Below are 21,692 nucleotides of genomic sequence, written 5' to 3'. Positions count from 1 at the left end.
CGGCGATCGTCGACGCGGCCCCGTTCGCGCCGGAAGGGGGTTCGCTGACCGGGCCGAACCCGGTCGATCGCGGCAAGGAGGGCTGCAAGCGCGGGCTCGTCGCGCGCAGCGCGCGGCCAGGCATCAAGTCCGGCGAACGTATCGGTCGGCACCGCCCGATACGATCTGGTCGTGATCACTTCGACTGCCCGCACCATGGTCTTCGACATCGACGGCACACTCTGCTTCGACGGCCGGACCATCGACCGCCGGATCCTGGCTGCCATCGAGGACTGCGAGCACGCTGGTCACCAGCTGGTATTCGCCTCCGCCCGGCCGGTTCGCGACCTCCTGCCCGTCCTCGACGGAGCCTTCCCCGGCGCCACCCTGATCGGCGGGAACGGCAGTCTTGTCTCGGTCGACGGCCGGGTCCGGGCGCGGGCCGCGTTCGACGCGGGCGACCTCGGCAAGCTGCTGGTCGAGGCCGACCGGTTCCGGGCGGGCTACCTCGCGGACGGCCCCTGGGACTACGCCTACACCGGGCCGGCCGACCACCCGATCCTCGGCCGCGTCGACCAGGGCCGCCTCGCGCGCCGGGTCGACCTCGCCGACCTCCCCGCCGTCGTGAAGTTCCTCGTGGTCGACGCGACCGACATGGCAGCCCTCGCCGAGGCCGGTCGCGTACTCGGGATGACGGTCAACCACCACCTCGACGAGGCGATCATCGACTTCGCCCCGGGCGCCACGAACAAGTGGCAGGCCCTCACCTCGCTCGGCATCGACCAGTACAAAGCCTTCGGCAACGACATCAACGACCTCGACCTGCTGCGAAACGCACAGCACTCCGTCCGCGTCGGCACCCACCCCGGTCTGGACGACGTCGCCCACGTCACCACCGCCCCCGACCCGGAGGCCGTCGCCGCGGAGATCTCCAGGCTCGCCGCAGCGACGCCTGGAGACTGAGGGCCGTGTCCCGGCCCAGCTCGGGCACGCGGGCCGAAGCCGGGTGGCCGGCCGCCTCGCCGACCACGCCGTCGCCGGTTGCGGATCCGGTCAACGGGCTGCGGGACGACCGCGTGGATGTGCCGTAGCCGCAGGTGATCGCCGAGTGGACCTCGGTACTCAGCCCGCCACGGGACCGGCCGATGCCGCCGAGGACGACATCGTGCGCATCCGGACCGTGTGCGGACCGGCCGGTCGAGATGATCCACGCTGCTCGGAGGGATGTCCGCAGGGCCGGGAATGTGGAGGTCCGCTCCCGCGTTGTCGACGGGAGCGGAGGGTGGCTCCGCGCCCTGAGCGGTACGTACGAGAACAGCGTTGCGTACGACAACAGCGGTACGTACGAGGACACGGAGAGAAGAAGAGACATGCGCGTCGAGATCTGGAGCGACATAGCCTGCCCCTGGTGCTACATCGGGAAGGCCCGCTTTGAGAAGGGCCTGGCGGGATTCGCCCACCGCGACCAGGTCGAGGTCGTGCACCGGTCCTTCGAGCTCGACCCCGGCCGGGCCAAGGGGGACACCGCGCAGGTCATCGACATGCTGGCGCAGAAGTACGGGCGCACCCGTGAAGAGGCGCAGTCCATGGAGGCGAACGTCGCGGCCAACGCGCAGGCCGAGGGGCTCGGCTACCTCACCGAGGGCCGTGACCACGGCAACACCTTCGACATCCACCGGCTGCTCCACCTGGCCAAGGCCCGTGGCCGCCAGGACGAGCTGCTGAGCCTCGCCTACCGGGCGAACTTCGCCGAGGAGCGGTCCGTCTACGACAGCGGCGTGCTGGTCGAGCTGGCCGTCGAGGCCGGGCTCGACGCCGACGAGGCGCGCGCCGTTCTCGCCGACCCGGAGGCGTACGCGGCCGAGGTGCGGGCCGACGAGCGGGAGGCGTCCGAGCTGGGTGCCAACGCGGTGCCGTTCTTCGTGCTCGACCGGCGTTACGGCATCTCCGGCGGCCAGCCCGCCGAGGTCTTCGCCCAGGCGCTGGAGCAGGCGTGGAAGGACCGCCCGCTCACCGCGATCGGCGGCGACGCGGCGGCGTGCGACGCCGACGGCGCCTGCGAGGTCCCGCAGGCCGGCGGCAACGCCTGAGGCCCGTCCCCGGGCCGTGCGCGAACGGCGCTGTCCGGCGCCCGGCGTGGAACGGCGCCCGGCGTGGAACGGTGCCCGGCGTGGAACGGCGCCCGGCGTGGAACGGCACCCTGCGCAGAACGGTGCCCGGCGCAGAACGGTGCCCGGCGTGGAACGGTGCTGTCCCGGGGGCAGGTACAAGCGGTGCTTGGGTGTTCCCCTCAACTTTTCGTGATTGACCGGGAGGTGAGGGGGCCCCAGGCTGGGCGCATGGAGACTACTTCGCTCAGCAGTGCGGTGGACGCCGAGTTCGCGCCGGGGACGACCTATCTCAACACCTCCACCTGCGGGCTGCTGCCCCGGCGGACCGTGGCGGCCGTACGGGCGCTCGCCGAGGCGATCGGCTCGGGAAGCCGGGCCGATTCCGGCGACTTCGAGGCGGTGGAGGCGGCCCGGTCCGGCTTCGCCCGGTTGTCCGGGGTCGACGCCGACCGGGTCGCCGTCGGCAGCTCGGTCTCCGTGCATGTCGGGCTGGTCGCCGCCGCGCTGCCGCCGGGGGCCGAAGTCCTGGCGCCCGAGGGCGAGTTCAGCTCTGTCGTCAGTCCCTTCGCGGTCCGCGGCGACCTGAGGATGCGGTACGCCCCGCTGGACCGGCTGGCCGACGCGGTGGGGCCGGACACCGCGCTCGTCGCCCTGTCCTCCGTTCAGTCGTCCAACGGGCGGATCGCCGATCTGAAGGCGGTGCGGGCGGCGGCCGGTGCCCATGGTGCCCGGACGCTGCTCGACACCACCCAGTCGGCCGGCTGGCTGCCGCTGGACGCCGGGGAGTACGACTACACCGTCACCGGCGGGTTCAAGTTCCTGCTCTCACCGCGCGGTGCGTCGTTCCTCACCGTCACCGAGGAGGCACAGTGGACCCTGCCGCCGCTCTTCGCCGGCATGTACGCCGCCGCCGACCCCTGGAACAGCACGTACGGTCCGGTCGGGCAGCTCTCCGGGACCGCGCGCCGCTACGACGAACCGCCCGCCTTCCTCTCGTACCACGGCGCCGAACAGTCCCTCGCGCTGCTGAACGAGGTCGGTGTGGACGCCGTCCACACCCACGCGACCGGGCTCGCCGCCCGCATGCGGGCCGGGCTGGCCGGGCTCGGGCACGAGGCGGTGCCGGGGGAGTCGGCGATCGTGGCCGTGCCCGGACTGGGCGCGCGGGAGCCGGAGCTCGCGCGGGCCGGGGTGGTGGTCGCGAACCGGGCGGGAAGTCTGCGCGCCGCCTTCCACCTGTACAACACGCAGGCGGACGTGGACCGGGTGCTGGACGTACTCGCCCGCTGACCGCGCCCGCCGGAACGGTTCAGCAGGGGCCGGGGCAGTCCCCGGCCCCTGCTCCGGCCTCCCGGCAGAGGTTCGCCTCGACCTTGGCGAGCAGCCGGGTCAGCTCCTCGCGTTCGGCGGGTTCGAGACCGGCGAGGGTGTGGTCCTCCAGGTCCGTCCAGGCCCGCTGCACGTCGGAGTGCAGCGCGCAGCTGTCGTCGGTGGCCTCGACCAGGACGGCCCTGCGGTCGTCCGGGTCGGGGCGGCGGCGCACGTGCCCGGTCTGTTCGAGGCGCTGGAGCATCTTGGTGACGGTGGAGGGGTCGAGGTCGACGGCCTTGATCAGCTCGGCCTGGCGCACCGCACCGGCATCCCACAGGCACATCATCAGGAACTCCTGACCCGGATAGAGCCCGAGCCCCTTGAGCAGCTTGCCCGCGGCGATCCGGTGCAGCCGGGCTACCCGGGCCAGCGCATGGCTGACGGGGCCGCCGAGGGCCGCGCTCGGCAGGCCCGGACAGGCGGGGTCTGCGGGTCCGGCGGGTTCGGCCTTCATGGGGTGACTCCTCGGGACGACGCTACGGCCCCGGCTCGGATGCCGGGCTCCGGCGGCTTTCCGTCCACTTTACATTGGTCGGCCAAGTAATGGGCTACAGTGACGTCGGCGCAGATAATTGGCCGACCACATAAATAGTCCGGCCAACCACATGAATAGTCCGGGAGTCCTCATGACCACCGCATTCGACCCGATCGACCTTTCCGGCACCCGGCTCGCCAACCGCATCGCGATGGCTCCGATGACCCGCAGCCGGGCCGGTGAGGGCGGCACCGCCACGGATCTCGTCGCCCAGTACTACGCACAGCGCGCCTCGGCGGGCCTCATCATCACGGAGGGCGTCCAGCCGTCGGCGGTGGGCCAGGGCTACCCCTCCACCCCCGGGCTGCACAGTGCGGAGCAGGTCACGTCCTGGCGCAAGGTCACCGACGCGGTGCACGCGGCGGGCGGCCGGATCTTCGCCCAGCTGATGCACGCCGGCCGGATCGGCCACCCGGACCTGCTGCCGGACGGCCTGACCCCGGTCAGCGCGTCAGCGGTCAGGCCCGCCGGACAGCTCTTCACCGGCACCGGCATGGCGGACTTCACCACCCCGCGCGAGTTGACCGGCGACGAGGTCCGGCAGACCGTCGCCGACTTCGCGGCGGCCGCCCGCAACGCGATCGACGCCGGCTTCGACGGAGTCGAACTGCACGGCGCCAACGGCTATCTCATCCACCAGTTCCTCGCCCCCAACACCAACCTGCGCGACGACGAGTGGGGCGGCTCGGACGAGGCCCGCATCCGGTTCGCCGTCGAGGTGGTCAAGGCGGTCGCCGCCGAGATCGGCGCGGAGCGGACCGGGCTGCGGATCTCGCCCGGGAACCCGTACAACGACATCGACGAGCCCGCGCCGGACGCCGTGTACACCGCGCTGGTACGGGAGACGGAGCCGCTCGGCCTCGCCTATCTGCATGTCCTGGAGGCGGTGCAGATCCGCGAACTGACCCTCGCGCTGCGCAAGCAGTTCTCCGGCACCTTCGTCCTCAGCGCGCTGACGGACGGCCCGACCGGACCGGACGACCACTCGGTGGTCGACGACGGACTCGCCGACATCATCGCGTACGGCGCCCTGTTCATAGCCAACCCGGACCTGCCGGCCCGGCTGAAGGCCGGCGGCCCGTTCAACACCCCGGACCCGTCCACGTTCTTCGGCGGGAGTGCGAAGGGGTACGTCGACTACCCGGCGCTGGACGACGTCCGGGTCCAGGCCGTTCGGGAACAGGGCGGTGGCGTCGGCTGAGGTGAGGTCGACGGCCGTCGGGGCGGGAACGAGGGGGAAGCCGCCGGGGCGCGAGGAGCACGGCTCCCGCCCGTACGGCTTCCCCTTCGGCCGCGCCGTCGATTCCGTGTCCGGGCGGAGGTCCCCCGGCCCGGTGCCGGAGGCGGTGCGCTGAACGGTGATGTCCCACCACGGCAGGGTCGCGAGCCGGCCGAACCCGCAACCGTCCTGACTCCCGGTCAGGGCGGGAACGCTCAAGGAGCGGACCCCGACGGGACCTTCCACAGCCGTACGCCGTTGTTCGCCTCGGCGTCGTCCGGGGGGCCGTACTCGTCCGGGGTGTCGGAATCTTCGTCGGGTTCGTCGACGCCCCCGGCGGTGCTGCCCGCGAGGAACCGTCCGTCCGGGCTGAAGGCCAGCTCCCGGATCTCGTCGTCGCCGTAGCCGGTGTCGTCGTCGGTCAGGATGGCGCTCGGTCTGCGGGCGGCCAGGTTCCACAGCAGCACCCCGCCGTCGGCGGTGACGGCGAGGCTGCGGCCGTCGGGGCTGAACGCCAGGTCCCGGGCCTCAAGGAGGCGGTTGGCGAGGGTGGCCTTGAGGCGGCCGGTGGCCACGTCCCACAGCCGCACGTCGCCGCCCGGCCCGCCGGTGGCGAGGGTCTTGCCGTCGGGGCTGAACGCGACGGCGTAGGTGACGTCCTCAAGGGCGAGGTTGCGGCGGGGGTCGCCCTGGCCGTAGGGCCTCGGATCGATCCGGGTGAGATCCCACAGCTTGGCCGGCTCGTTGTCCGGGTAGTTGCGCTTGTCGGAGGCGTCGCCGACGGAGGCGAGGGTCCTGCCGTCGGGGCTGAACGCCATGTCCGTCACGCGCACCTCCTGCGTGAAGTGGGCGCGCGGGCGCTCACTGCGGCTGTTGACGTCCCACAGGTTGGCCCCGGTGATGTTGCCGAGGGTGATCCGCCCCCCGTCGGGGCTGAGGGCGATGGAATAGGCATGGTCCTTGATGCGGCGGATCTCCCGTCGCCCCGCCACGTCCCAGACACCGACCAGGACGCTGTGGGTCCTCGTGGCCAGGGTCTTCCCGTCGGCGCTGAACACCACGTTGAGGACGTTCAGCGGCTCCCCCGAATAGTCCTTCTCGGTGAGCGTGGTGCGCACCTTGCGGGTGGCGACGTCCCACAGTCTGACCTTGCCGTCCTCGCCGCCGGTGGCGAGCGTCCTGCCGTCCCGGCTGAACGCGATGCCGCTGGTCCTCTTGGCGAAGATCGCGGTCGCCGCGACCACGGGGTACGGCCGCTTGCTCTTCGGGGGTTCCTCCGACGAGGGAAGCAGCACCGCGACCAGAACGGCGGCCAGGGCGATGACACCGACGACGCCGAGCAGGGCGGCGTACGACGGATTGGACGGGGTGGCGGGGTCGGCGTCCGGTGCGGGGGTGCGCGCCGGCGCGGTGGCGGTGGGCGCGTCCGGGCCGGTCACCGGGGGCGCGGACACGACGGTGGGCGTGCGGCCGTCACCGGTGCCCGCTGTCTCCGCCCCGCCGCAGAGCCGGACGACCTCGGCGGGCGTCGGCCGCCGTGCCGGGTCCTTCTCCAGGCAGCGGGCCACGACGCGGCGCACGGACTCGGGGCAGCCGTCGAGGTCGGGCGCCGCTTCGAGGATCCGGTACGCCACTCCGTGGTCGCTGCCGCCGCCGAAGGCGAGCCGTCCGGTGACGGCGAAATGGGCGACGAGGCCGAGTGCGAAGACGTCACCGGCCTCGGTGACCTGCTGCCCCCGGATGTACTCGGGAGCCATGTAGGCCGGCGTTCCGGCGCGCATGCCCGTGGCGGTGACGGCGGTGACGTCCGCGGCGCGGGCGATGCCGAAGTCGATGACCTTGGGTCCGTCGGCGGTGAGGACGATGTTGGAGGGTTTCAGGTCGCGATGGATCACTCCGGCGGCGTGGATGGTCTCCAGCGCCTCGGCGACCCCGGCCGTCAGCGCGAGGACCTCCTCGGCGGGCAGCGGCCCCCGTTCACCGACGGCCTGCTGGAGGGAGGGCCCGGGGGCGTAGGCCGTGGCGAGCCAGGGTTCCCCGGCGTCCAGGTCCGCCGAGACGACGGGCACGGTGTAGAGCCCCTGGACGCGCCGGGCCGCCGCGACCTCCAGCGCGAACCGCTTGCGGAATTCCGGGTCCGCGGCATACGCACGGTGGACGACCTTGACGGCCACGGCACTTCCGGCGGGCGTGCGTCCCAGGTACACGCGGCCCATCCCGCCCTCGCCCAGCAGCCTTTCCAGCCGGTACGGACCGATCTCCGCCGGTATGTCACCGGCCGGGTCTGGCCTCCCCGTCATCCCGCGAGCGCTTCGGTGGATGCGGTGCAGCGGATCATGACTCTCCAAGCCTCTGCTCGACGACGGCCCGCGACTGTCGAGACGTGCGAGCCTGGCCCGGATCATTCCACAACCCAACTCCTGGGCCACGGGCTTGATTACCCGCAGGAGACGAGTGGGTTCGTCCGTCGCCGTGGGCTCGGGCGCGGCGTCCTCGCCACCGAGATTCTGTCCCCCGGTGTTCCCGCCCGACATCACACAACTGCCGTTGGCCGCATGCGACGGCGTGGTCCCACCGGCGTCGCCGCCACCGAGTACGCGCCCGCCGTTGCCACTACAAGCAGCGCGCCCACGTGTTCGCCAGATGCCCGGGCAAAGACCGCCCACCCCCGTTCCAGCCCGCTGCGCGCTCCACGCCCACGCCGTTGACCAGCGCTGATGAAGAACTCCGGCTGGAGTACTGGTACTCAGCCGTAGTCCGTGATCTTCATGCCTGAGCGGCTTGTCGCCCGGTCCTTACCGAGAACCGCCGGAGACGGACCCGGTCGAGCGTGCCAAGCAGGCGGGAGAGGGGCCGGCACAGTCGCGGCCCGTTCTCACCCCTCTTGTTCCGGCGGGCCGATGGGCTGGTCAGCATTCCGTGGCGTCCGTGAGGGCGTCGATCCCGGTGACCTCCGTGCCGTTGAACTCCACCAGGACGCCGAGTTCGCTCAGGCCGGAGGCGTCGCATTCGGCGAAGCGGAGCGTCCAACGCCGGCCACCGCCGAAGGTCAGCTCCGGCCCGCCCAGCGCCGTGTGGGCGGGCCATGCAAACCTGTCCATGACGGTGCCGCGCGCCACCACGCCGAGCTCGGCCCAGCGTCGCAGTATTCGGGCAACAAAGTAGAAGTCGGGCGGCAACTCACCCGAGGCCACCATCAAACTGACGGTCAACGATTCGTCGGCCCCGGTCGGTCGATAGCCGTTGATCGTCCAACAACGGCACTGCTCCGGAGCCGGGACCTCGACGAACGTGCCCACCTTGGGGACGATGAGTTCTGCGGGCATACCGGCGAGCATCTGGCCGAGCCGACAGGTCACCTCGCCTTCTGCCCAGCTCTTGACCATTCTTTCCGGGGTTGTGCGGTAGAGCTCGGCGAGTGCGAGCAATCCGCGCCATGTCGCGTCGTCCAGACTGATCCGCAGGTCGGGTCGGTTCATCACCCGATAGTGGCAGGGCGTTGCCGTCCACGTCCGCGCGCTCCGTCACCGGCTCAGAACGAAGACCTCCAACCAGGGTTCGTGATCCTGCTGGTGGGGGCTGGCACGGGCATGGGTACGGCCACCGTCGATCATCGTGAGTTGTGTGGACCGACGAAGAGACAGAGCCCCTCGCCCGGCCGGGGATCCGCGCCGTGCGGGGGGTGCGGATCCTGTGCCTCGACGGCCGGCACCTGGTGGGCCGGGTCGGGCAGATGGCTCAGGCCGACGACGCCGAAGCGGGCCCGGCCCCGCTCGGCGGCCGCGGGCCGGCCCGCCGGGCCCGCGGCCCGGGGCTATTCCTGTCCGGACTCGTCCAGCGGGGCGCTGCGCCACTTCCACGAGGTGACGCGCGGGTGGCCGGGCAGCTCGGCGCGGCCGGTGGCCCAGAGCAGTACGGTCCACCGGTCGGCGTCCTTCGGGGCGTCCGGGAACAGCCGGGCCAGCACCCGGTCGCAGATACCGGCGGGCGGGGTCCAGTCGCCGCCCGGGCCCGCGGTGATGTCGTGCGCGTGCAGCAGGGTCTCCACGACCCCCATCGCGGCGAAGCCCTCCGGGTCGGACACCCCGTAGGAGTGGTACGCGCGGAGCCCGGGCGGGGCCGTCCGCACCATCGAGGCGAGCAGCGCGCCGCACGCCTCCAACGTCCGCAGGAGCCCCGCGGTTCCGGCCGACCGGTCCGCGAAGACCGCGTTCGCCGGACCGCCCTCGCGGTCGGCGCTCCAGCGGAACGGGACGTACGCGTCCAGCGGCGGCTGCCGCAGGCCCAGCTGGGCCGCGTAGGAGAAGAGATCGTCGCTCAGGTGCTCCGCGGTCTCCCAGCGGGTCCACTCCAGCGTCCCCGCCGGGGCGTGCCAGCCGTCCTGCGGGCACTCCCGGAGCGCGTCGATCGCGAGACGTACCGCGGTGGTCACGTCGTCCGCCGTGACCGGCAGCCGGGCCCCGGTCAGGGCCGCCCGCTCCGCCGCACCGCACTCGACGCAGAACTCGTTGCCCTCGGGGTCGCCGAGCGTCGCCCAGCCCCGCCCGTCCGGCCTGCGGTGGTCGGCGACGAGAGTGGCGCCCAGACCGAGCAACCGCTCGACCTCCTCGTCCCGGCTCCGGTCCTGCGGCTGGATGTCCAGGTGGATACGGTTCTTGCCGCCCTTGCGCTCCGGCACCCGGATGAAGAGCAGCGCCGCACCGGGGGTTTCGAGGAGTGCCTCGGGATCGCCGGGGGCGTCCTGGTCGGAGATCGGGGTGTCGAGTACCCCGGACCAGAAGCGGGCGAGCCCGTAGGGGTCGGAGCAGTCGATGGTGATGTGCCGTACGAGTGAGGTCATGGGCCCTACCTTCGCCGTCGGCCGCCGTGCCGGTCCAGCGATTTCGGGGCCCGCGGGGCGGAGCGGCGAACACCGCTCCGACCCGCGGGCGGATCACCTCAGCGCACCGGGGTGAAGTCCCTCGCCCCGATGAACTCCGGGCGCCGCGCCGGTGCCGCGAACGGTTCCCCGGCGGCGTTGTCCACGCTGTTGAAGACGATGAAGACATTGCTGCGCGGGTACGGGGTGATGTTGTCGCCCGAGCCGTGCATGCAGTTGCAGTCGAACCAGGTCGCCGAACCCGCCCTGCCCGTGAAGAGCTTGATGCCGTGCCGGTCGGCCATCTTCGTCAGGGCCTCGTCGGACGGGGTTCCGGCGTCCTGCATCTTCAGCGACTTCTTGTAGTTGTCCCTGGGCGTCTCGCCCGCGCACCCGAGGAACGACTTGTGCGAACCGGGCATGATCATCAGCCCGCCGTTGGTGTCGTGGTTCTCGGTCAGCGCGATCGACACGGACACCGCCCGCATGTTCGGCAGCCCGTCCTCGGCGTGCCAGGTCTCGAAGTCCGAGTGCCAGTAGAACCCCGAGGCGCCGAAGCCGGGCTTGACGTTGATCCGGGACTGGTGGACGTACACGTCCGAACCGAGGATCTGCCGGGCCCGGCCCACCACCCGTTCGTCGGCGACCAGCCGGGCGAAGACCTCACTGATCCGGTGGACCTCGAAGACCGACCGCACCTTCTGCGACTTCGGCTCGATGATCGAGCGCTCGTCGGCCCGCACCGCCGGATCGGCGATCAGCCGGTCCAGTTCGCGGTGGTAGACGGCGACCTCGTCGGGGGTGATGAGCTGGTCGACGGTGAGGAAACCGTCGCGCTCGAAGCCCTGGAGGTCGCGCACCGCCACCGGGCCGGGGGTGCCGGGCGTGGACCAGATCACCGGGTCCTGGCGGGGGGTGGTCATCTCGGCTGTGCCGCGCGTGGGATACAGGTCGGTGCGTACATCGGTGGTCATGGTTCAGCCCTCCTCGGTCAGCAGCGGGTAGACGCCGCTCTCGTCGTGTTCCTCCCGCCCGGTGACCGGCGGGTTGAAGACACAGACGCAGCGGAAGTCGGTCTTCGGGCGCATGGTGTGCCGCTCGTGTCCGTCCAGCAGGTACATCGTGCCCGGGGTGATCCGGTACTTCTCGCCGGTCTCGTCGTCCGTGAGCTCGGCCTCGCCCTCGACGCACAGGACGGCCTCGATGTGGTTCGCGTACCACATCGAGGTCTCGGTGCCCGCGTACATCGTGGTCTCGTGGAGCGAGAAGCCCACCTTCTCCCGGGCGAGCACGATGCGCTTGCTCTCCCAGGTGCCGGAAGCGGCCTTCACATGCCGGTCGGTGTTCTCGATGTCACTGAACGATCGGACGATCACGGTGGGTCGGTGCCTTTCTCTCTGCGGTGTCCTCTGCCGTGGTGTGCTCCACCGCGGCGACTTCCGCTGTGCGGTTTCTCGTCGGGGCCCGCCCCGGCGGGCGGGCCGGGTGGTCAGACGGTGTCGCGGACCGCGCGGGCCAGCGTGCGCAGGCCCTCGTCCAGTTCGTCGGGGGTGGCGATCAGCGGCGGCAGCAGCTTCACGACCTCGCTGCGCGGGCCGGAGGTCTCCACCAGCAGCCCCAGCTCGAAGGCGCGGGCGCAGATCGCGGCGGCGCGTGCCTCGTCCGTGAACTCCACTCCCCAGACCAGGCCCCGGCCCCGGTACCGCGCGCCGAGAGCGGTGTGCTCGTCGCAGATCGCGAGCAGCGCCTGCTCGACCTGCTCGCCCCGGGCCAGGGTCTGCTTCTCCATCTGGCCGTCCGCCCAGTAGGCGTCCAGCGCGGCGGCGGCCGTGACGAACGCCGGGTTGTTGCCGCGGAAGGTGCCGTTGTGCTCGCCCGGCCCCCAGATGTCCAGCTCCGGGTTGAACAGGCAGAGGGACATGGGCAGTCCGTAGCCGCTGATGGACTTCGACAGGGTCACGATGTCGGGGACGATGCCGGCCTCCTCGAACGAGAAGAACGACCCGGTGCGTCCGCAGCCCATCTGGATGTCGTCGACGATCAGGAGCATGTCGCGGCGGTGGCACAGATCGGCCAGCGCCCGCAGCCACTCGGGGCGCGCCACGTTGATGCCGCCCTCGCCCTGGACGGTCTCGACGATCACGGCGGCGGGCTTGTTGAGCCCGGAGCCCTGGTCCTCCAGGAGCCGTTCGAACCAGAGGAAGTCGGGCACCTGGCCGTCGAGGTAGTTGTCGAACGGCATCGGCGTGCCGTGCACGAGCGGGATGCCGGCGCCGGCCCGCTTGAAGGCGTTGCCGGTGACGGCGAGCGAGCCGAGCGACATGCCGTGGAAGGCGTTGGTGAACGACACGATGGACTCGCGCCCCTTCACCTTGCGGGCCAGCTTCAGCGCCGCCTCGACCGCGTTGGTGCCGGTCGGGCCGGGGAACATCACCTTGTACGGGAGATCGCGCGGGCGCAGCACGTTGTTCTGGAAGGACTCCAGGAAGGTGCGCTTGGCCGTGGTGGCCATGTCCAGGCCGTGGGTGATGCCGTCGCGCTCGATGTAGTCGATCAGCGCCCGTTTCAGCACCGGGTTGTTGTGGCCGTAGTTGAGCGACCCCGCGCCGGCGAAGAAGTCGAGGTAGCTGTGGCCGTCCTCGTCGGTCAGCCGGGCGCCCTGCGCACGGTCGAACACGGCGGGCCAGCCGCGACAGTAGCTCCGTACCTCCGACTCCAGGGTCTCGAAGACACTCAGCGCGGGCGGGGTGATGGTCACAGGGGCTCTCCTGCTCAAGAGGGGGGTGGGGCCGGCGGTGCGGGCGCGCTCGGGCGTGGCGGAGCCCCGCCGGGCCGGGCCGGGGCGTACGGGTGTGGCGGTGGCCGGGCGGGCTCAGGCGTGGAACGGGCCGATGCGGTACAGGACTTCGGGAAGGTGGTCGCCCTCGGGAAACAGCCCGCCGTCGAAGAGCACCTCGCGGTCCAGGGCCACGTCGTGGCGCTGCGCGTAGGAGGTGAACAGCCGGTCCGACGCGGTGTTGTCCGGGGTGATGGTCGTCTCGACCGAGGCCAGGCCCTGTGCGGCGGCGACCCGGGAGGTCAGCGCGTCCAGCAGCTTTCCGGCGAGCCCCGCCCCGCGGTGGGCGTGGTCGACGGCCACCTGCCAGACGACGAGCGTCCCGGGACGGTCCGGCCGGACGTACCCCGTCACGAAGGCGACGGGCTCACCGGCCTCGCCCCGGGCGACCACGGAGGTCGCCGCGAAGTCACGGCACCACAGCAGGTAGCTGTACGAGGAGTTGAGGTCCAGGACCTCGGAGTCGCGGGCGATGCGCCAGATCGCGGCCCCGTCCTCCACTCGTGGGGTGTCGATGGTGATGAATTCGTTTTGGGCACTTGCAAAATCTGCTGGTGCGGCGGTCATGCAAATTGAATTTACCCAGCAAATTTCCAAATCGCATCGAGGAGAAGGGTTGGGCGGGAAGGCGTCCTGTGTTATCACGCGGGCGCGTGCCCCGGCGCGACCGGGCCGCGATTTCCTACGTTTTGATGGCTATTTATCCGGCATAACGGTCGCGGTGTGGAGTCGGTCACATAGTTGTAACTCTCGGGCGGCGCAACGGAATTGTGTGGTTCGGGTCCGCTCGGAGACTTTGGAAACTCGGGTGTTTAGGGCTCGGGAAACCGGGCAGAAGAATGCGGGGAGCTGCTCTGAATAAAGCAGCTCCCCGCATTCGTGAAATATTGGCGCCCGGCCCGGATTTATTCGCTCGGCCAGGTTTCCGAAACGGCCTTGCGGGCAGCTTCGAAGTCGACCTGCCGGCCCGTATCGGCCAGCGCCGCCCCCAGAGCCGCGAGCGAGGACAGCACCGCGCCCCGCGTCGCATCCACACCGTAGTGATTGACCCTGATCATCTCCCCGGACAGCGCACCCCCGCCCGCGATCAGCGGCAGCGAGGGGTCGGCCGCGAGCGCCCGCGCGACCAGCCCTGCGGCGTCGACCCCCTCCGGAGCGCGCAGCGTGGTCGCGACCGGCGCCGCCTCCGCGGCCTCGTGGACGTACGGCGAGAGGCCGCCGCCGAGCGCCACCGCGCCGGCCCGGGTCGCTGCGGCGGCCGAGGCGTGACGGGCCATCAGCGCGGCCGGTCCCTCGGTCTCGATCCGCTCCACACAGGCCTCCAGCGCCAGCATCTCCAGCTGGGCCGGCGCGTGCAGCAGGGCCTTGCGGCCGCCGTCGATCCAGCGTTCCTTCCAGTCCAGCAGCGAGAGGTAGGAGCGGCGCGGAGCCTGGGGGTTGGCGGCGATCCGCTCCCAGGCGCGCTCGCTCACCGACACCGCGGACACCCCGGCCGGGCCGCCCATCGCCTTCTGCGCGCCGATCACGCAGAGGTCGACGCCCCACGCGTCCGGCAGCAGCGGCTCGGCACCCACCGAGGCGACGGCGTCCAGCATGAACAGCGCCCCGTGCGAACGGACCACCTCACCGATCTCGGCGACCGGATTGGTGTTCCCGGTGGCCGCCTCCGCGTGGACCAGGGAGACGAAGTCGATCTCCGGGTGCTCGGCCAGCGCCCGCGCGACCTGGTCGGCGGTGACCGCGGTGTGGAACGGAACCGCCAGGTCGACGACATCGGCGCCGCAGTCCCGCAGCCAGTTGCCGAAGGTCTGCCCGTACGGACCGGTGACGACGTTCAGCGCGGTCGAGCCGGGCCGGGCACCGCCCCGGATGCAGCCTTCGAGGGGGAGCAGCGCCTCGCCCTGCATGATGACGACGTCCTGCTCGGTGGCGAGGAGGCCGGCCACCCGCTTCTCGATGGCCGCGAAGTGCGCGGCGGTGAGCGGGGCGAGGTCGAGGAAGGGGTGCGTCACGGTGGTGCTCTCTTCGGGTCGGGTCGGGCCGGGTCGGGCCGGTGCGCGTTGTCGCGTACGGGAGGTGTTTCCGTCGAAGCGTACCCAGGGCCGTACGGGTAGCCGGGGCCCCGTACGCCGCCTCGTACAGTGCTGCCCATGAGTGATCACAAGGCATCGCAGGTGCTGCACGTGAAGGGACGGGTGCTCGTCGGCCCCGACGACGTCCGGGACGAGCTCTGGGTGGTCGACGGGCGGATCTCGTACGGGAGGCCGGCCGGCGCGGACGGGGCGGTGACCGTCACCGGCTGGGTGCTGCCGGGTCTGGTGGACGCCCACTGCCACGTCGGGCTCGACCACCACGGCGCCGTGGACGCGGCGACCAGTGAGAAGCAGGCCCTCGCCGACCGGGAGGTGGGTGCGCTGCTGCTGCGGGACGCGGGGTCGCCGGCCGACACCCGGTGGATCGACGACCGCGAGGACCTGCCGAAGATCATCCGGGCCGGCTGGCACATCGCCAGGCCCCGCAGGTACACCCGCAACTACGCCCATGAGATCGAGCCGGACGAGCTGGTCGCCTACGTCGCGCAGGAGGCGCGCCGCGGTGACGGCTGGGTGAAGCTGGTCGGCGACTGGATCGACCGGGAGGTGGGCGATCTGACCGCCTGCTGGCCGCGCGGGGCGGTCGAAGCGGCCATCGCCGAGGCGCACCGGCTCGGCGCCCGGGTCACCGCGCACTGCTTCGCCGAGGAATCGCTGCGCGATCTCGTGGAGGCCGGGATCGACTGCATCGAGCACGCCACCGGGCTCACCGAGGACACCATTCCGCTCTTCGCCGAGCGAGGGGTCGCGATCGTCCCCACCCTGGTCAACATCGCCACGTTCCCCTCGCTCGCGGAGGGCGGCGACGCCAAGTTCCCCCGCTGGTCGGCGCATATGCGGCGGCTGCACGAGCGGCGCTACGACACGGTGCGCTCGGCGTACGACGCCGGGGTGCCGGTCTTCGTCGGCACCGACGCGGGCGGGGTGCTCGCCCACGGGCTGGTGGCGGACGAGGTCGCCGAGCTGGTGAAGGCGGGCATTCCGGCGCTGGACGCGCTGTCCGCGACGACCTGGGGCGCACGGCAGTGGCTGGGGCGGCCGGCGCTGGAGGAGGGCGCCCCGGCGGACCTGGTGGTGTACGACGAGGACCCGCGGGCGGACGTACGGGTGCTCGCGGCACCCCGGCGGGTGGTTCTGAACGGGCGGGTGGTCGGCTGAGTCCGGCGTCATGTGACCGGGGTGCGTCGTGTTGACAGGCAGTTACCGAACCCCTGCCCCGTCGTTGGAACACTTTCGCGCGCACCCCGGCGCAGTCGGATCCGGTGCGGTGCGCGCTCAGCGGATCGGGTGACCCGGAGGAACGAACGTACCGAGATATTCGAATACAGGCACGGAAACCACCCTTTGGGGTGAACTCACGTCAGGTGTCCGCCAGTTCACCCTCCGTGCGTAAAGCTTTCGGGGTCGAGGCCACCGGAGCTCTCGATGTCCCCCATTGGACGGCACCGGTGGCTCCATGTCTCTTGTGGGGGTTCCACCACTTTGAACAGCAACACCTTCCGCCTGGCCGCCCTGGCGGTCGCCGCCGCTCCCGTCGCGCTGCTGGTCGCCGCCCCGGCGCAGGCCGCCACCGCGACCACCACGACCACGGGTGGCGGCAGGGCGAGCGCGGTCGTGCTCCGTACCGCACTCGACGTCTCGCTCCTGAACAAGACGGTCGACGTGCCGCTCAGGGCCACGCTCAACGAGGTGCACGCGCCCGCCGACGCCAAGGAGACCGCGCTCAGTGTGCGGCTCGACGGTGTGGACGGCGGCCGGCCGGTCAGCGTGCTCGCCGCCGATGTGGCCACCGCGAACGCGACCGCGGACAAGCACCGGGCCGAGGGCTACAGCAATGTGGCCAGGGCCCGGGTCCATGTGCCCGGACTGCCGGTGCTCTCGCTGATCGAGGTGGAGAAGGTCACGTCCAGGGCGGTCTGCGAGGTGGGCCGTAAGCCGGTCGCCGAGTCGAACGTGCTGGGGCACGTAACGGTCCTCGGCAAGCGCATCGACCTCACCGCGGGCGGCACCACGCAGGTCAAGGTCCCGGCCGTCGGCGAGGTGACCCTGGACCTCTCGAAGACGCGCACCACCTCGCGCACCGCCGCGGCGACCGCGTTGCAGCTGAGGGTCTCCGTCAACCCGCTCAAGCTGAACGTCGCCGATGTGCGCGGCGAGATCACGCTCGCCGAGGCGACCTGCGAGACACCGAAGTCGACCGGGCCGGGCAGCGGCGACAACGGCGGCACGAGCAATGGCGGCACGAGCAACGGCGGCACGAGCAACGGAGGATCCAGCGACGGCGGGTCCGGCAACGGCGGGTCCGGCAACGGTGGTCCGAGCAGCGGTGGGTCCACCGGCGGGGGCTCCACCGACGGCGGTTCGACCAACGGTGGTTCCGGTGACGGCGGCAACGGCGCAAACGGTGGCAACAGCGACGGCGGGGTGAAGCCCCAGACCGGCACCGGCAACGAACCGGCCGTCGACTCGAACCTCGCGGAGACCGGCAGCAGCTCCGCCACTCCGATCATCGCGGGTGGCGCGGCCGTACTGCTGGCGGCGGGCGCCGGGGCCGTGATCGTGGCCAGGCGGCGCGCCCAGGGCTGATCCCGCCCGGAGGCCCGAGGGGGGGCGGAGGAGCTGTAGGGGGCGGGGAGCGGCGTACGTGTGACGGGGCGCCGCTCCCCGCAGCCGCGCGCGACGGAGCGCCGGCAGCGACCGGCCGCCGGCGCGCGGGCCCAGCGGCCGCAGGCCGTCAGCGCACGGCCGCGCCCAGCGTCTGCAGCGCCTGGTCGAACGCCTGGAGGAAGCGGTTGGTCGTGGCGCGGTCGCGCACGGCCAGCCGCAGCCACTCCGGACCGAGCCCGGGAAACGTATCTCCTCGCCGCGCCGCGAACCCCAGCATCCGCAACCGCTCCCGCACCTCCGCGGCCCGCTCCAGCCGCACCAGGACGAACGGCGCCTCGGCCGGCTCCGCCACCCGCACCTCGGTGAACTCCCGCAGCCCCGCCACCAGATGGGCCCGGTCCACCGCGATCCGCTCCGCGGCGGCGGCCGCCTCGGCCAGCGCCCGCGGCTCCATGCACGCCTCGGCGGCGGTCAGCGCCGGGGCCGACACCGGCCACAGCGGCTGCGTCTCCTCCAGCGCGCGGACGGTCCCCGGATCGGCCAGCACATAGCCGATCCGCAGCCCCGCGAGCCCCCAGGTCTTGGTGAGGCTCCGCAGCACGACGAGGCCGGGAACGTCCGTACGCCCGCACAGGGTCTCGCGCTCGCCCGGCACCGCGTCCATGAACGCCTCGTCGACCACCAGCGTCCGGCCGGGACGGGCCAGCCGCTCCACCAGCGCCGCCGGATGCAGCACCGACGTGGGGTTGGTCGGATTGCCGACCACCACCAGATCCGCGTCCTCGGGCACCGCCGACGGGTCCAGCAGGAATCCGTCCTCGGCCCGCAGCAGCACCCGCCCCACCTCGTGCCCGGCCGCGCGCAGCGCCGCCTCCGGCTCGGTGAACTGCGGATGGACCACGACCGGGCGGCGGACCGGCAGCGCCCGCGCGATCAGCACGAACGCCTCCGCCGCACCCGCCGTCAGCAGCACCCGCTCCACCGGCAGCCCGTGCCGGTCCGCGACCGCGGCCCGCGCGGACCGGCCGTCCGGGTAGGCGGCGAGCGAGCCCAGCGACCCGGCTATCCGCTCCCTCAGCCAGGCCGGGGGAGTACCGGCCCGTACGTTGACGGCGAGATCGGTCAGATCCCGGTCCCGTCCCCGTACTTCCGCGTCACCGTGATGCCGCAGATCGTGCGTGCCCGCGCCTGTCGCGTCGGGATTCTCAGTGGGAGTGTGCATGTCCGCCGTGGGGGGATGGTGGTGATGGCCGTCGTCGTGGGTACGGGAGGCCGGCTGCCGCGGCCGTCCCGGTCGATCCTCTGAGTACGGCAGAACGACTATGCGCCCGGCACCGGGCTTCACGCAACGGTCGGGAAGAGGCGCGTCCGCTGCCGCGGGCGTCACGGACGGCCCTCAGGGCGGACCGCGGCGCGCCACCGCACACGTCACCATCGGTGCCCGCCCCGTCGGGGCCGACTTCCGTTTGGGTACCAGCAGCTCACCGCCCGCCGCGAGCGCGGCGGCCTCCGCGACCGACGGCGCTCCGAGCGCGGCGAGCGGCGCGCCGGACGGATTGGGCACCTCGATCCGGGCCAACTCCCCGGCCGGATAGGTCCGCAGTGGTACGCCGAGCGCCTCGGCGGCGGCGACGATGCCCGGCTCGTCCGCCTTGGCGTCCACGGTCACCAGCTCGGCGACGCCCATCGGCGAGAGCCCGGCCGCGCGCAGGGTGTCCCGGACCAGCCCGAGGACCTCCTCGACCGGCGCGCCCCTGGACGCGCCGACCCCGACGGCGAGCGACGCGGCGGGCGCGTCGGCTTCGGACATGGAGCGGCCTTTCACGAGGAGTGCGGGAACGGAGGCGCGCTGAGATGCGCGCACCGGGGTCGATCGGCTAGCAAGAGCGCATGGCGGTGTTCGTCGCGCTCGGCGCGTTCCTGATGACCCTGGCAGGCGGCTGGGTCGCCCAGCGCGTCACCGACCGCCGCCACCTGGTGCTCGGCTTCGCCGGCGGGCTGATGCTCGGTGTGGTCGGCCTGGACCTGCTGCCCGAGGCGGTCGACGCCGCGGGCGAGGCCGTGTTCGGCGTCCCGGCCGCCCTGCTGCTGTTCGTCGGCGGCTTCCTCGTCGCCCACCTGGTGGAGCGGCTGCTCGCGGTGCGCCAGGCCGCACACGGCGCGGGCGGGGAACGGGTGCCGCAGGTCGGGCTCACGGCGGCGGCGGCGATGGTCGGCCACAGCCTGATGGACGGCGTCGCCCTCGGCGCGGCCTTCCAGGTGGGCGCGGGCATGGGAGCCGCCGTCGCGCTCGCCGTCATCACGCACGACTTCGCCGACGGCTTCAACACGTACACGATCACCAGCCTGTACGGCAACGCCCGCCGCAAGGCCCTGATCATGCTGTTCGCGGACGCGCTGGCACCGATCGTGGGCGCCGCGACGACGCTCCTGTTCACCCTTCCGGCGGAACTCCTCGGCTGCTATCTCGGCTTCTTCGGCGGCGCGCTGCTCTACCTGGCGGCCGCCGAGATCCTCCCCGAGGCACACCACGAACACCCGGCCCGCTCCACGCTGCTGTGCACCGTGGCCGGGGTGGGCTTCATCTGGCTCGTGGTGGGCATCGCGGACTGAGCAGCGCAGCGCCCCCGGGCGCCTCATCGCTTCCGACACCGGTCCCCGTACCGACACCGGTTCCCGCACCGGCTCATTCCGCGCACCGCTCGACGAACCGGCGGGCCATGCCGGGCGCCGACGCCCAGTGCGTGTGCAGGTAGCTCGCGTGCACGCCCCGCTGTACGTACCCCTCGACCCGCCGCTCCGGCTGGTGCATGCCCCACGCCGGATCGGCGCCGGCGCCCGGCTCCAGCACGGTGCGGTGGAACTCGTGGCCGCGCACCCGGGTGCCGGGGGCCGCCAGCACACTGTCGGAGATCGCCACGGCCTCCCGGTAGCCGAGCGTCAGCCGCTTCGACATCCGGGCCTCCGCGTCGAGGACCCCGCACATCGGCAGCCCGTCGAGCGAACGCGCCAGGTACAGCAGCCCGGCACACTCGGCGGACAGCGGGGCCCCGGACTCCGCCAGCCCGGCCACGGCCTTGCGCAGCGCCGCGTTGGCGGACAGCTCACCGGCGTACACCTCCGGGAACCCCCCGCCGACGACCAGCCCCCGGGTGCCCTCGGGCAGCCCCTCGTCCCGCAACGGGTCGAACGGCACGACCTCGGCCCCGGCCGCGGTGAGCAGCTCGGTGTGCTCGGCGTACGAGAAGGTGAACGCGGCACCGGAGGCCACTGCGACGACCGGGGCCCCGGCCGGGGCGGACAGCGGCACGGGCCCGCCGCAGCCGGCGATCGCCTCCGCCGCGTCCCACACCTCGCCCGGCAGCGGCGGCGCGGAACGGGCCAGCGCCATCAGCGCCTGAAGATCGCACCCCGCCACGACCTGCTCCCGCATCGCCGCGACCGCGCCCACCGCGTCGCCCCGCCGCTCGGCGACCGGCACCAGACCCAGATGACGCGACGGAACGGCCACCTGCTCGGCCCGGTGCAGCACCCCCAGCACCGGCAGACCGGACTCCTCCAGCGCGTCCCGCAGCAGCGCCTCGTGCCGCTGGGAGCCGACCTTGTTCAGGATCACCCCGCCGAGCCGCACCTGCGGATCCCACGAGGCGAAACCGTGCACCAGCGCGGCCACGGAACGCGACTGCGACGACGCGTCGACGACCAGTACCACGGGCGCCCGCAGCAACTTCGCGACCTGCGCGGTCGACGCCAGCTCGCCCTGGCCCGACGCACCGTCGTACAGTCCCATCACACCCTCGACCACCGCGAGGTCGCAGCCGGCCGCCCCGTGCGCGAACAGCGGGGCGACCCGGTCGGGGCCGCACATGTACGCGTCGAGGTTGCGCCCCGGCCGGCCGGTGGCCAGCGTGTGGTAGCCGGGATCGATGTAGTCGGGCCCGACCTTGTGCGGGGACACGGCGAGGCCCCGCGCCGCGAAGGCCGCCATCAGCCCCGTGGCGACGGTGGTCTTGCCGCTGCCCGACGAGGGCGCGGCGATCACCAGACGAGGAGTGTTCACTGCCCGTCCCCAGCCGGCTGTCC

The 21,692-nt window shown here is 72.3% G+C and carries 17 protein-coding genes and 1 pseudogene; 7 read left to right on the top strand and 11 right to left on the bottom strand.

Annotated elements, in window-relative coordinates; translation table 11 throughout:
- Positions 1-171 precede the first annotated feature (171 nt).
- The 3 genes from ACGF8B_RS13215 to ACGF8B_RS13205 all read left to right on the top strand — a co-directional run bounded on the left by ACGF8B_RS13215 (position 172) and on the right by ACGF8B_RS13205 (position 3,380).
- Complete coding sequence (locus tag ACGF8B_RS13215) at positions 172-942, top strand: HAD hydrolase family protein (RefSeq protein ID WP_392737576.1); 771 nt, start codon at positions 172-174, stop codon at positions 940-942.
- A 407-nt stretch (positions 943-1,349) separates the two neighbouring features.
- Positions 1,350-2,069, top strand: coding sequence for a DsbA family oxidoreductase (locus ACGF8B_RS13210; protein ID WP_384761202.1), 720 nt, complete (start codon positions 1,350-1,352; stop codon positions 2,067-2,069).
- Positions 2,070-2,318: 249 nt separating this feature from the next.
- Positions 2,319-3,380 (top strand): aminotransferase class V-fold PLP-dependent enzyme, encoded by a 1,062-nt coding sequence (locus tag ACGF8B_RS13205; RefSeq protein ID WP_392737574.1) that lies wholly within the window; start codon positions 2,319-2,321, stop codon positions 3,378-3,380.
- 19 nt (positions 3,381-3,399) lie between these two features.
- Here ACGF8B_RS13205 and ACGF8B_RS13200 read toward each other — a convergent pair whose 3' ends face one another.
- Complete coding sequence (locus ACGF8B_RS13200) at positions 3,400-3,915, bottom strand: MarR family winged helix-turn-helix transcriptional regulator (RefSeq protein WP_392737572.1); 516 nt, start codon at positions 3,913-3,915, stop codon at positions 3,400-3,402.
- A 172-nt stretch (positions 3,916-4,087) separates the two neighbouring features.
- Between ACGF8B_RS13200 and ACGF8B_RS13195 the strand changes: the two genes are divergently transcribed.
- Complete coding sequence (locus ACGF8B_RS13195; protein ID WP_392737570.1) at positions 4,088-5,197, top strand: alkene reductase; 1,110 nt, start codon at positions 4,088-4,090, stop codon at positions 5,195-5,197.
- Between the two features lie 233 nt (positions 5,198-5,430).
- On the opposite strand, the gene ACGF8B_RS13190 is transcribed toward ACGF8B_RS13195, so the two are convergent.
- The 8 genes from ACGF8B_RS13190 to ACGF8B_RS13155 form a co-directional block, all read right to left on the bottom strand.
- Positions 5,431-7,515 carry a WD40 repeat domain-containing serine/threonine protein kinase gene (locus ACGF8B_RS13190; RefSeq protein ID WP_392737568.1) on the bottom strand — a complete coding sequence of 695 codons (2,085 nt, stop codon included), beginning with the start codon at positions 7,513-7,515 and terminating at the stop codon, positions 5,431-5,433.
- 609 nt (positions 7,516-8,124) lie between these two features.
- Positions 8,125-8,694, bottom strand: a complete 570-nt coding sequence (locus tag ACGF8B_RS13185) for a hypothetical protein (RefSeq protein ID WP_392737566.1) — start codon at positions 8,692-8,694, stop codon at positions 8,125-8,127.
- A gap of 335 nt (positions 8,695-9,029) precedes the next feature.
- The gene (locus ACGF8B_RS13180; RefSeq protein ID WP_392737564.1) at positions 9,030-10,055 is read right to left on the bottom strand and encodes a VOC family protein; all 1,026 of its coding nucleotides are present in this window, start codon (positions 10,053-10,055) and stop codon (positions 9,030-9,032) included.
- A 98-nt stretch (positions 10,056-10,153) separates the two neighbouring features.
- Positions 10,154-11,047 carry an ectoine hydroxylase gene (gene thpD / locus ACGF8B_RS13175; protein WP_392737563.1) on the bottom strand — a complete coding sequence of 298 codons (894 nt, stop codon included), beginning with the start codon at positions 11,045-11,047 and terminating at the stop codon, positions 10,154-10,156.
- A gap of 3 nt (positions 11,048-11,050) precedes the next feature.
- Positions 11,051-11,449 (bottom strand): ectoine synthase, encoded by a 399-nt coding sequence (locus ACGF8B_RS13170; protein WP_342286998.1) that lies wholly within the window; start codon positions 11,447-11,449, stop codon positions 11,051-11,053.
- A gap of 113 nt (positions 11,450-11,562) precedes the next feature.
- On the bottom strand, positions 11,563-12,831 hold the full coding sequence (gene ectB / locus ACGF8B_RS13165; RefSeq protein ID WP_392737560.1) for a diaminobutyrate--2-oxoglutarate transaminase: 1,269 nt from the start codon (positions 12,829-12,831) through the stop codon (positions 11,563-11,565).
- 114 nt (positions 12,832-12,945) lie between these two features.
- Positions 12,946-13,476, bottom strand: coding sequence for a diaminobutyrate acetyltransferase (ectA, locus tag ACGF8B_RS13160; protein ID WP_311203009.1), 531 nt, complete (start codon positions 13,474-13,476; stop codon positions 12,946-12,948).
- Between the two features lie 338 nt (positions 13,477-13,814).
- Complete coding sequence (locus tag ACGF8B_RS13155; RefSeq protein WP_392737558.1) at positions 13,815-14,921, bottom strand: pyridoxal-phosphate-dependent aminotransferase family protein; 1,107 nt, start codon at positions 14,919-14,921, stop codon at positions 13,815-13,817.
- 138 nt (positions 14,922-15,059) lie between these two features.
- Here ACGF8B_RS13155 and ACGF8B_RS13150 point away from each other — a divergent pair, with 138 nt between their 5' ends.
- Together ACGF8B_RS13150 and ACGF8B_RS13145 are read left to right on the top strand one after the other, a co-directional pair.
- Complete coding sequence (locus tag ACGF8B_RS13150; protein ID WP_392737556.1) at positions 15,060-16,160, top strand: amidohydrolase family protein; 1,101 nt, start codon at positions 15,060-15,062, stop codon at positions 16,158-16,160.
- A 324-nt stretch (positions 16,161-16,484) separates the two neighbouring features.
- Positions 16,485-17,588 carry an SCO1860 family LAETG-anchored protein gene (locus ACGF8B_RS13145; protein WP_392737555.1) on the top strand — a complete coding sequence of 368 codons (1,104 nt, stop codon included), beginning with the start codon at positions 16,485-16,487 and terminating at the stop codon, positions 17,586-17,588.
- Positions 17,589-17,736: 148 nt separating this feature from the next.
- On the opposite strand, the pseudogene cobC reads toward ACGF8B_RS13145, so the two are convergent.
- Positions 17,737-19,419: pseudogene (cobC, locus tag ACGF8B_RS13140) on the bottom strand (Rv2231c family pyridoxal phosphate-dependent protein CobC).
- An 80-nt stretch (positions 19,420-19,499) separates the two neighbouring features.
- Here cobC and ACGF8B_RS13135 point away from each other — a divergent pair.
- Positions 19,500-20,222, top strand: a complete 723-nt coding sequence (locus ACGF8B_RS13135; RefSeq protein ID WP_392737553.1) for a ZIP family metal transporter — start codon at positions 19,500-19,502, stop codon at positions 20,220-20,222.
- A gap of 73 nt (positions 20,223-20,295) precedes the next feature.
- On the opposite strand, the gene ACGF8B_RS13130 is transcribed toward ACGF8B_RS13135, so the two are convergent.
- Entirely contained in the window at positions 20,296-21,669 is a 1,374-nt protein-coding gene (locus tag ACGF8B_RS13130; RefSeq protein WP_392737551.1) for a cobyrinate a,c-diamide synthase, read from the bottom strand.
- Positions 21,670-21,692 lie beyond the last annotated feature (23 nt).

The sequence above is a fragment of the Streptomyces sp. NPDC047917 genome, from assembly GCF_043204345.1.
GTDB classification, from domain to species: Bacteria; Actinomycetota; Actinomycetes; order Streptomycetales; family Streptomycetaceae; genus Streptomyces; species Streptomyces sanglieri.
This window is presented reverse-complemented; position numbering and strand designations above follow the sequence as displayed.

Excerpts from the sequence above, each read along its gene's own strand:
- ACGF8B_RS13210 (WP_384761202.1), top strand. The coding sequence starts at position 1,350 with ATGCGCGTCGAGATCTGGAGCGACATAGCCTGCCCCTGGTGCTACATC.
- ACGF8B_RS13205 (WP_392737574.1), top strand. The coding sequence starts at position 2,319 with ATGGAGACTACTTCGCTCAGCAGTGCGGTGGACGCCGAGTTCGCGCCG.
- ACGF8B_RS13200 (WP_392737572.1), bottom strand. The coding sequence starts at position 3,915 with ATGAAGGCCGAACCCGCCGGACCCGCAGACCCCGCCTGTCCGGGCCTG.
- ACGF8B_RS13195 (WP_392737570.1), top strand. The coding sequence starts at position 4,088 with ATGACCACCGCATTCGACCCGATCGACCTTTCCGGCACCCGGCTCGCC.
- ACGF8B_RS13190 (WP_392737568.1), bottom strand. The coding sequence starts at position 7,515 with ATGACGGGGAGGCCAGACCCGGCCGGTGACATACCGGCGGAGATCGGT.
- ACGF8B_RS13185 (WP_392737566.1), bottom strand. The coding sequence starts at position 8,694 with ATGAACCGACCCGACCTGCGGATCAGTCTGGACGACGCGACATGGCGC.
- ACGF8B_RS13180 (WP_392737564.1), bottom strand. The coding sequence starts at position 10,055 with ATGACCTCACTCGTACGGCACATCACCATCGACTGCTCCGACCCCTAC.
- thpD (WP_392737563.1), bottom strand. The coding sequence starts at position 11,047 with ATGACCACCGATGTACGCACCGACCTGTATCCCACGCGCGGCACAGCC.
- ectA (WP_311203009.1), bottom strand. The coding sequence starts at position 13,476 with ATGACCGCCGCACCAGCAGATTTTGCAAGTGCCCAAAACGAATTCATC.
- ACGF8B_RS13150 (WP_392737556.1), top strand. The coding sequence starts at position 15,060 with ATGAGTGATCACAAGGCATCGCAGGTGCTGCACGTGAAGGGACGGGTG.
- ACGF8B_RS13135 (WP_392737553.1), top strand. The coding sequence starts at position 19,500 with ATGGCGGTGTTCGTCGCGCTCGGCGCGTTCCTGATGACCCTGGCAGGC.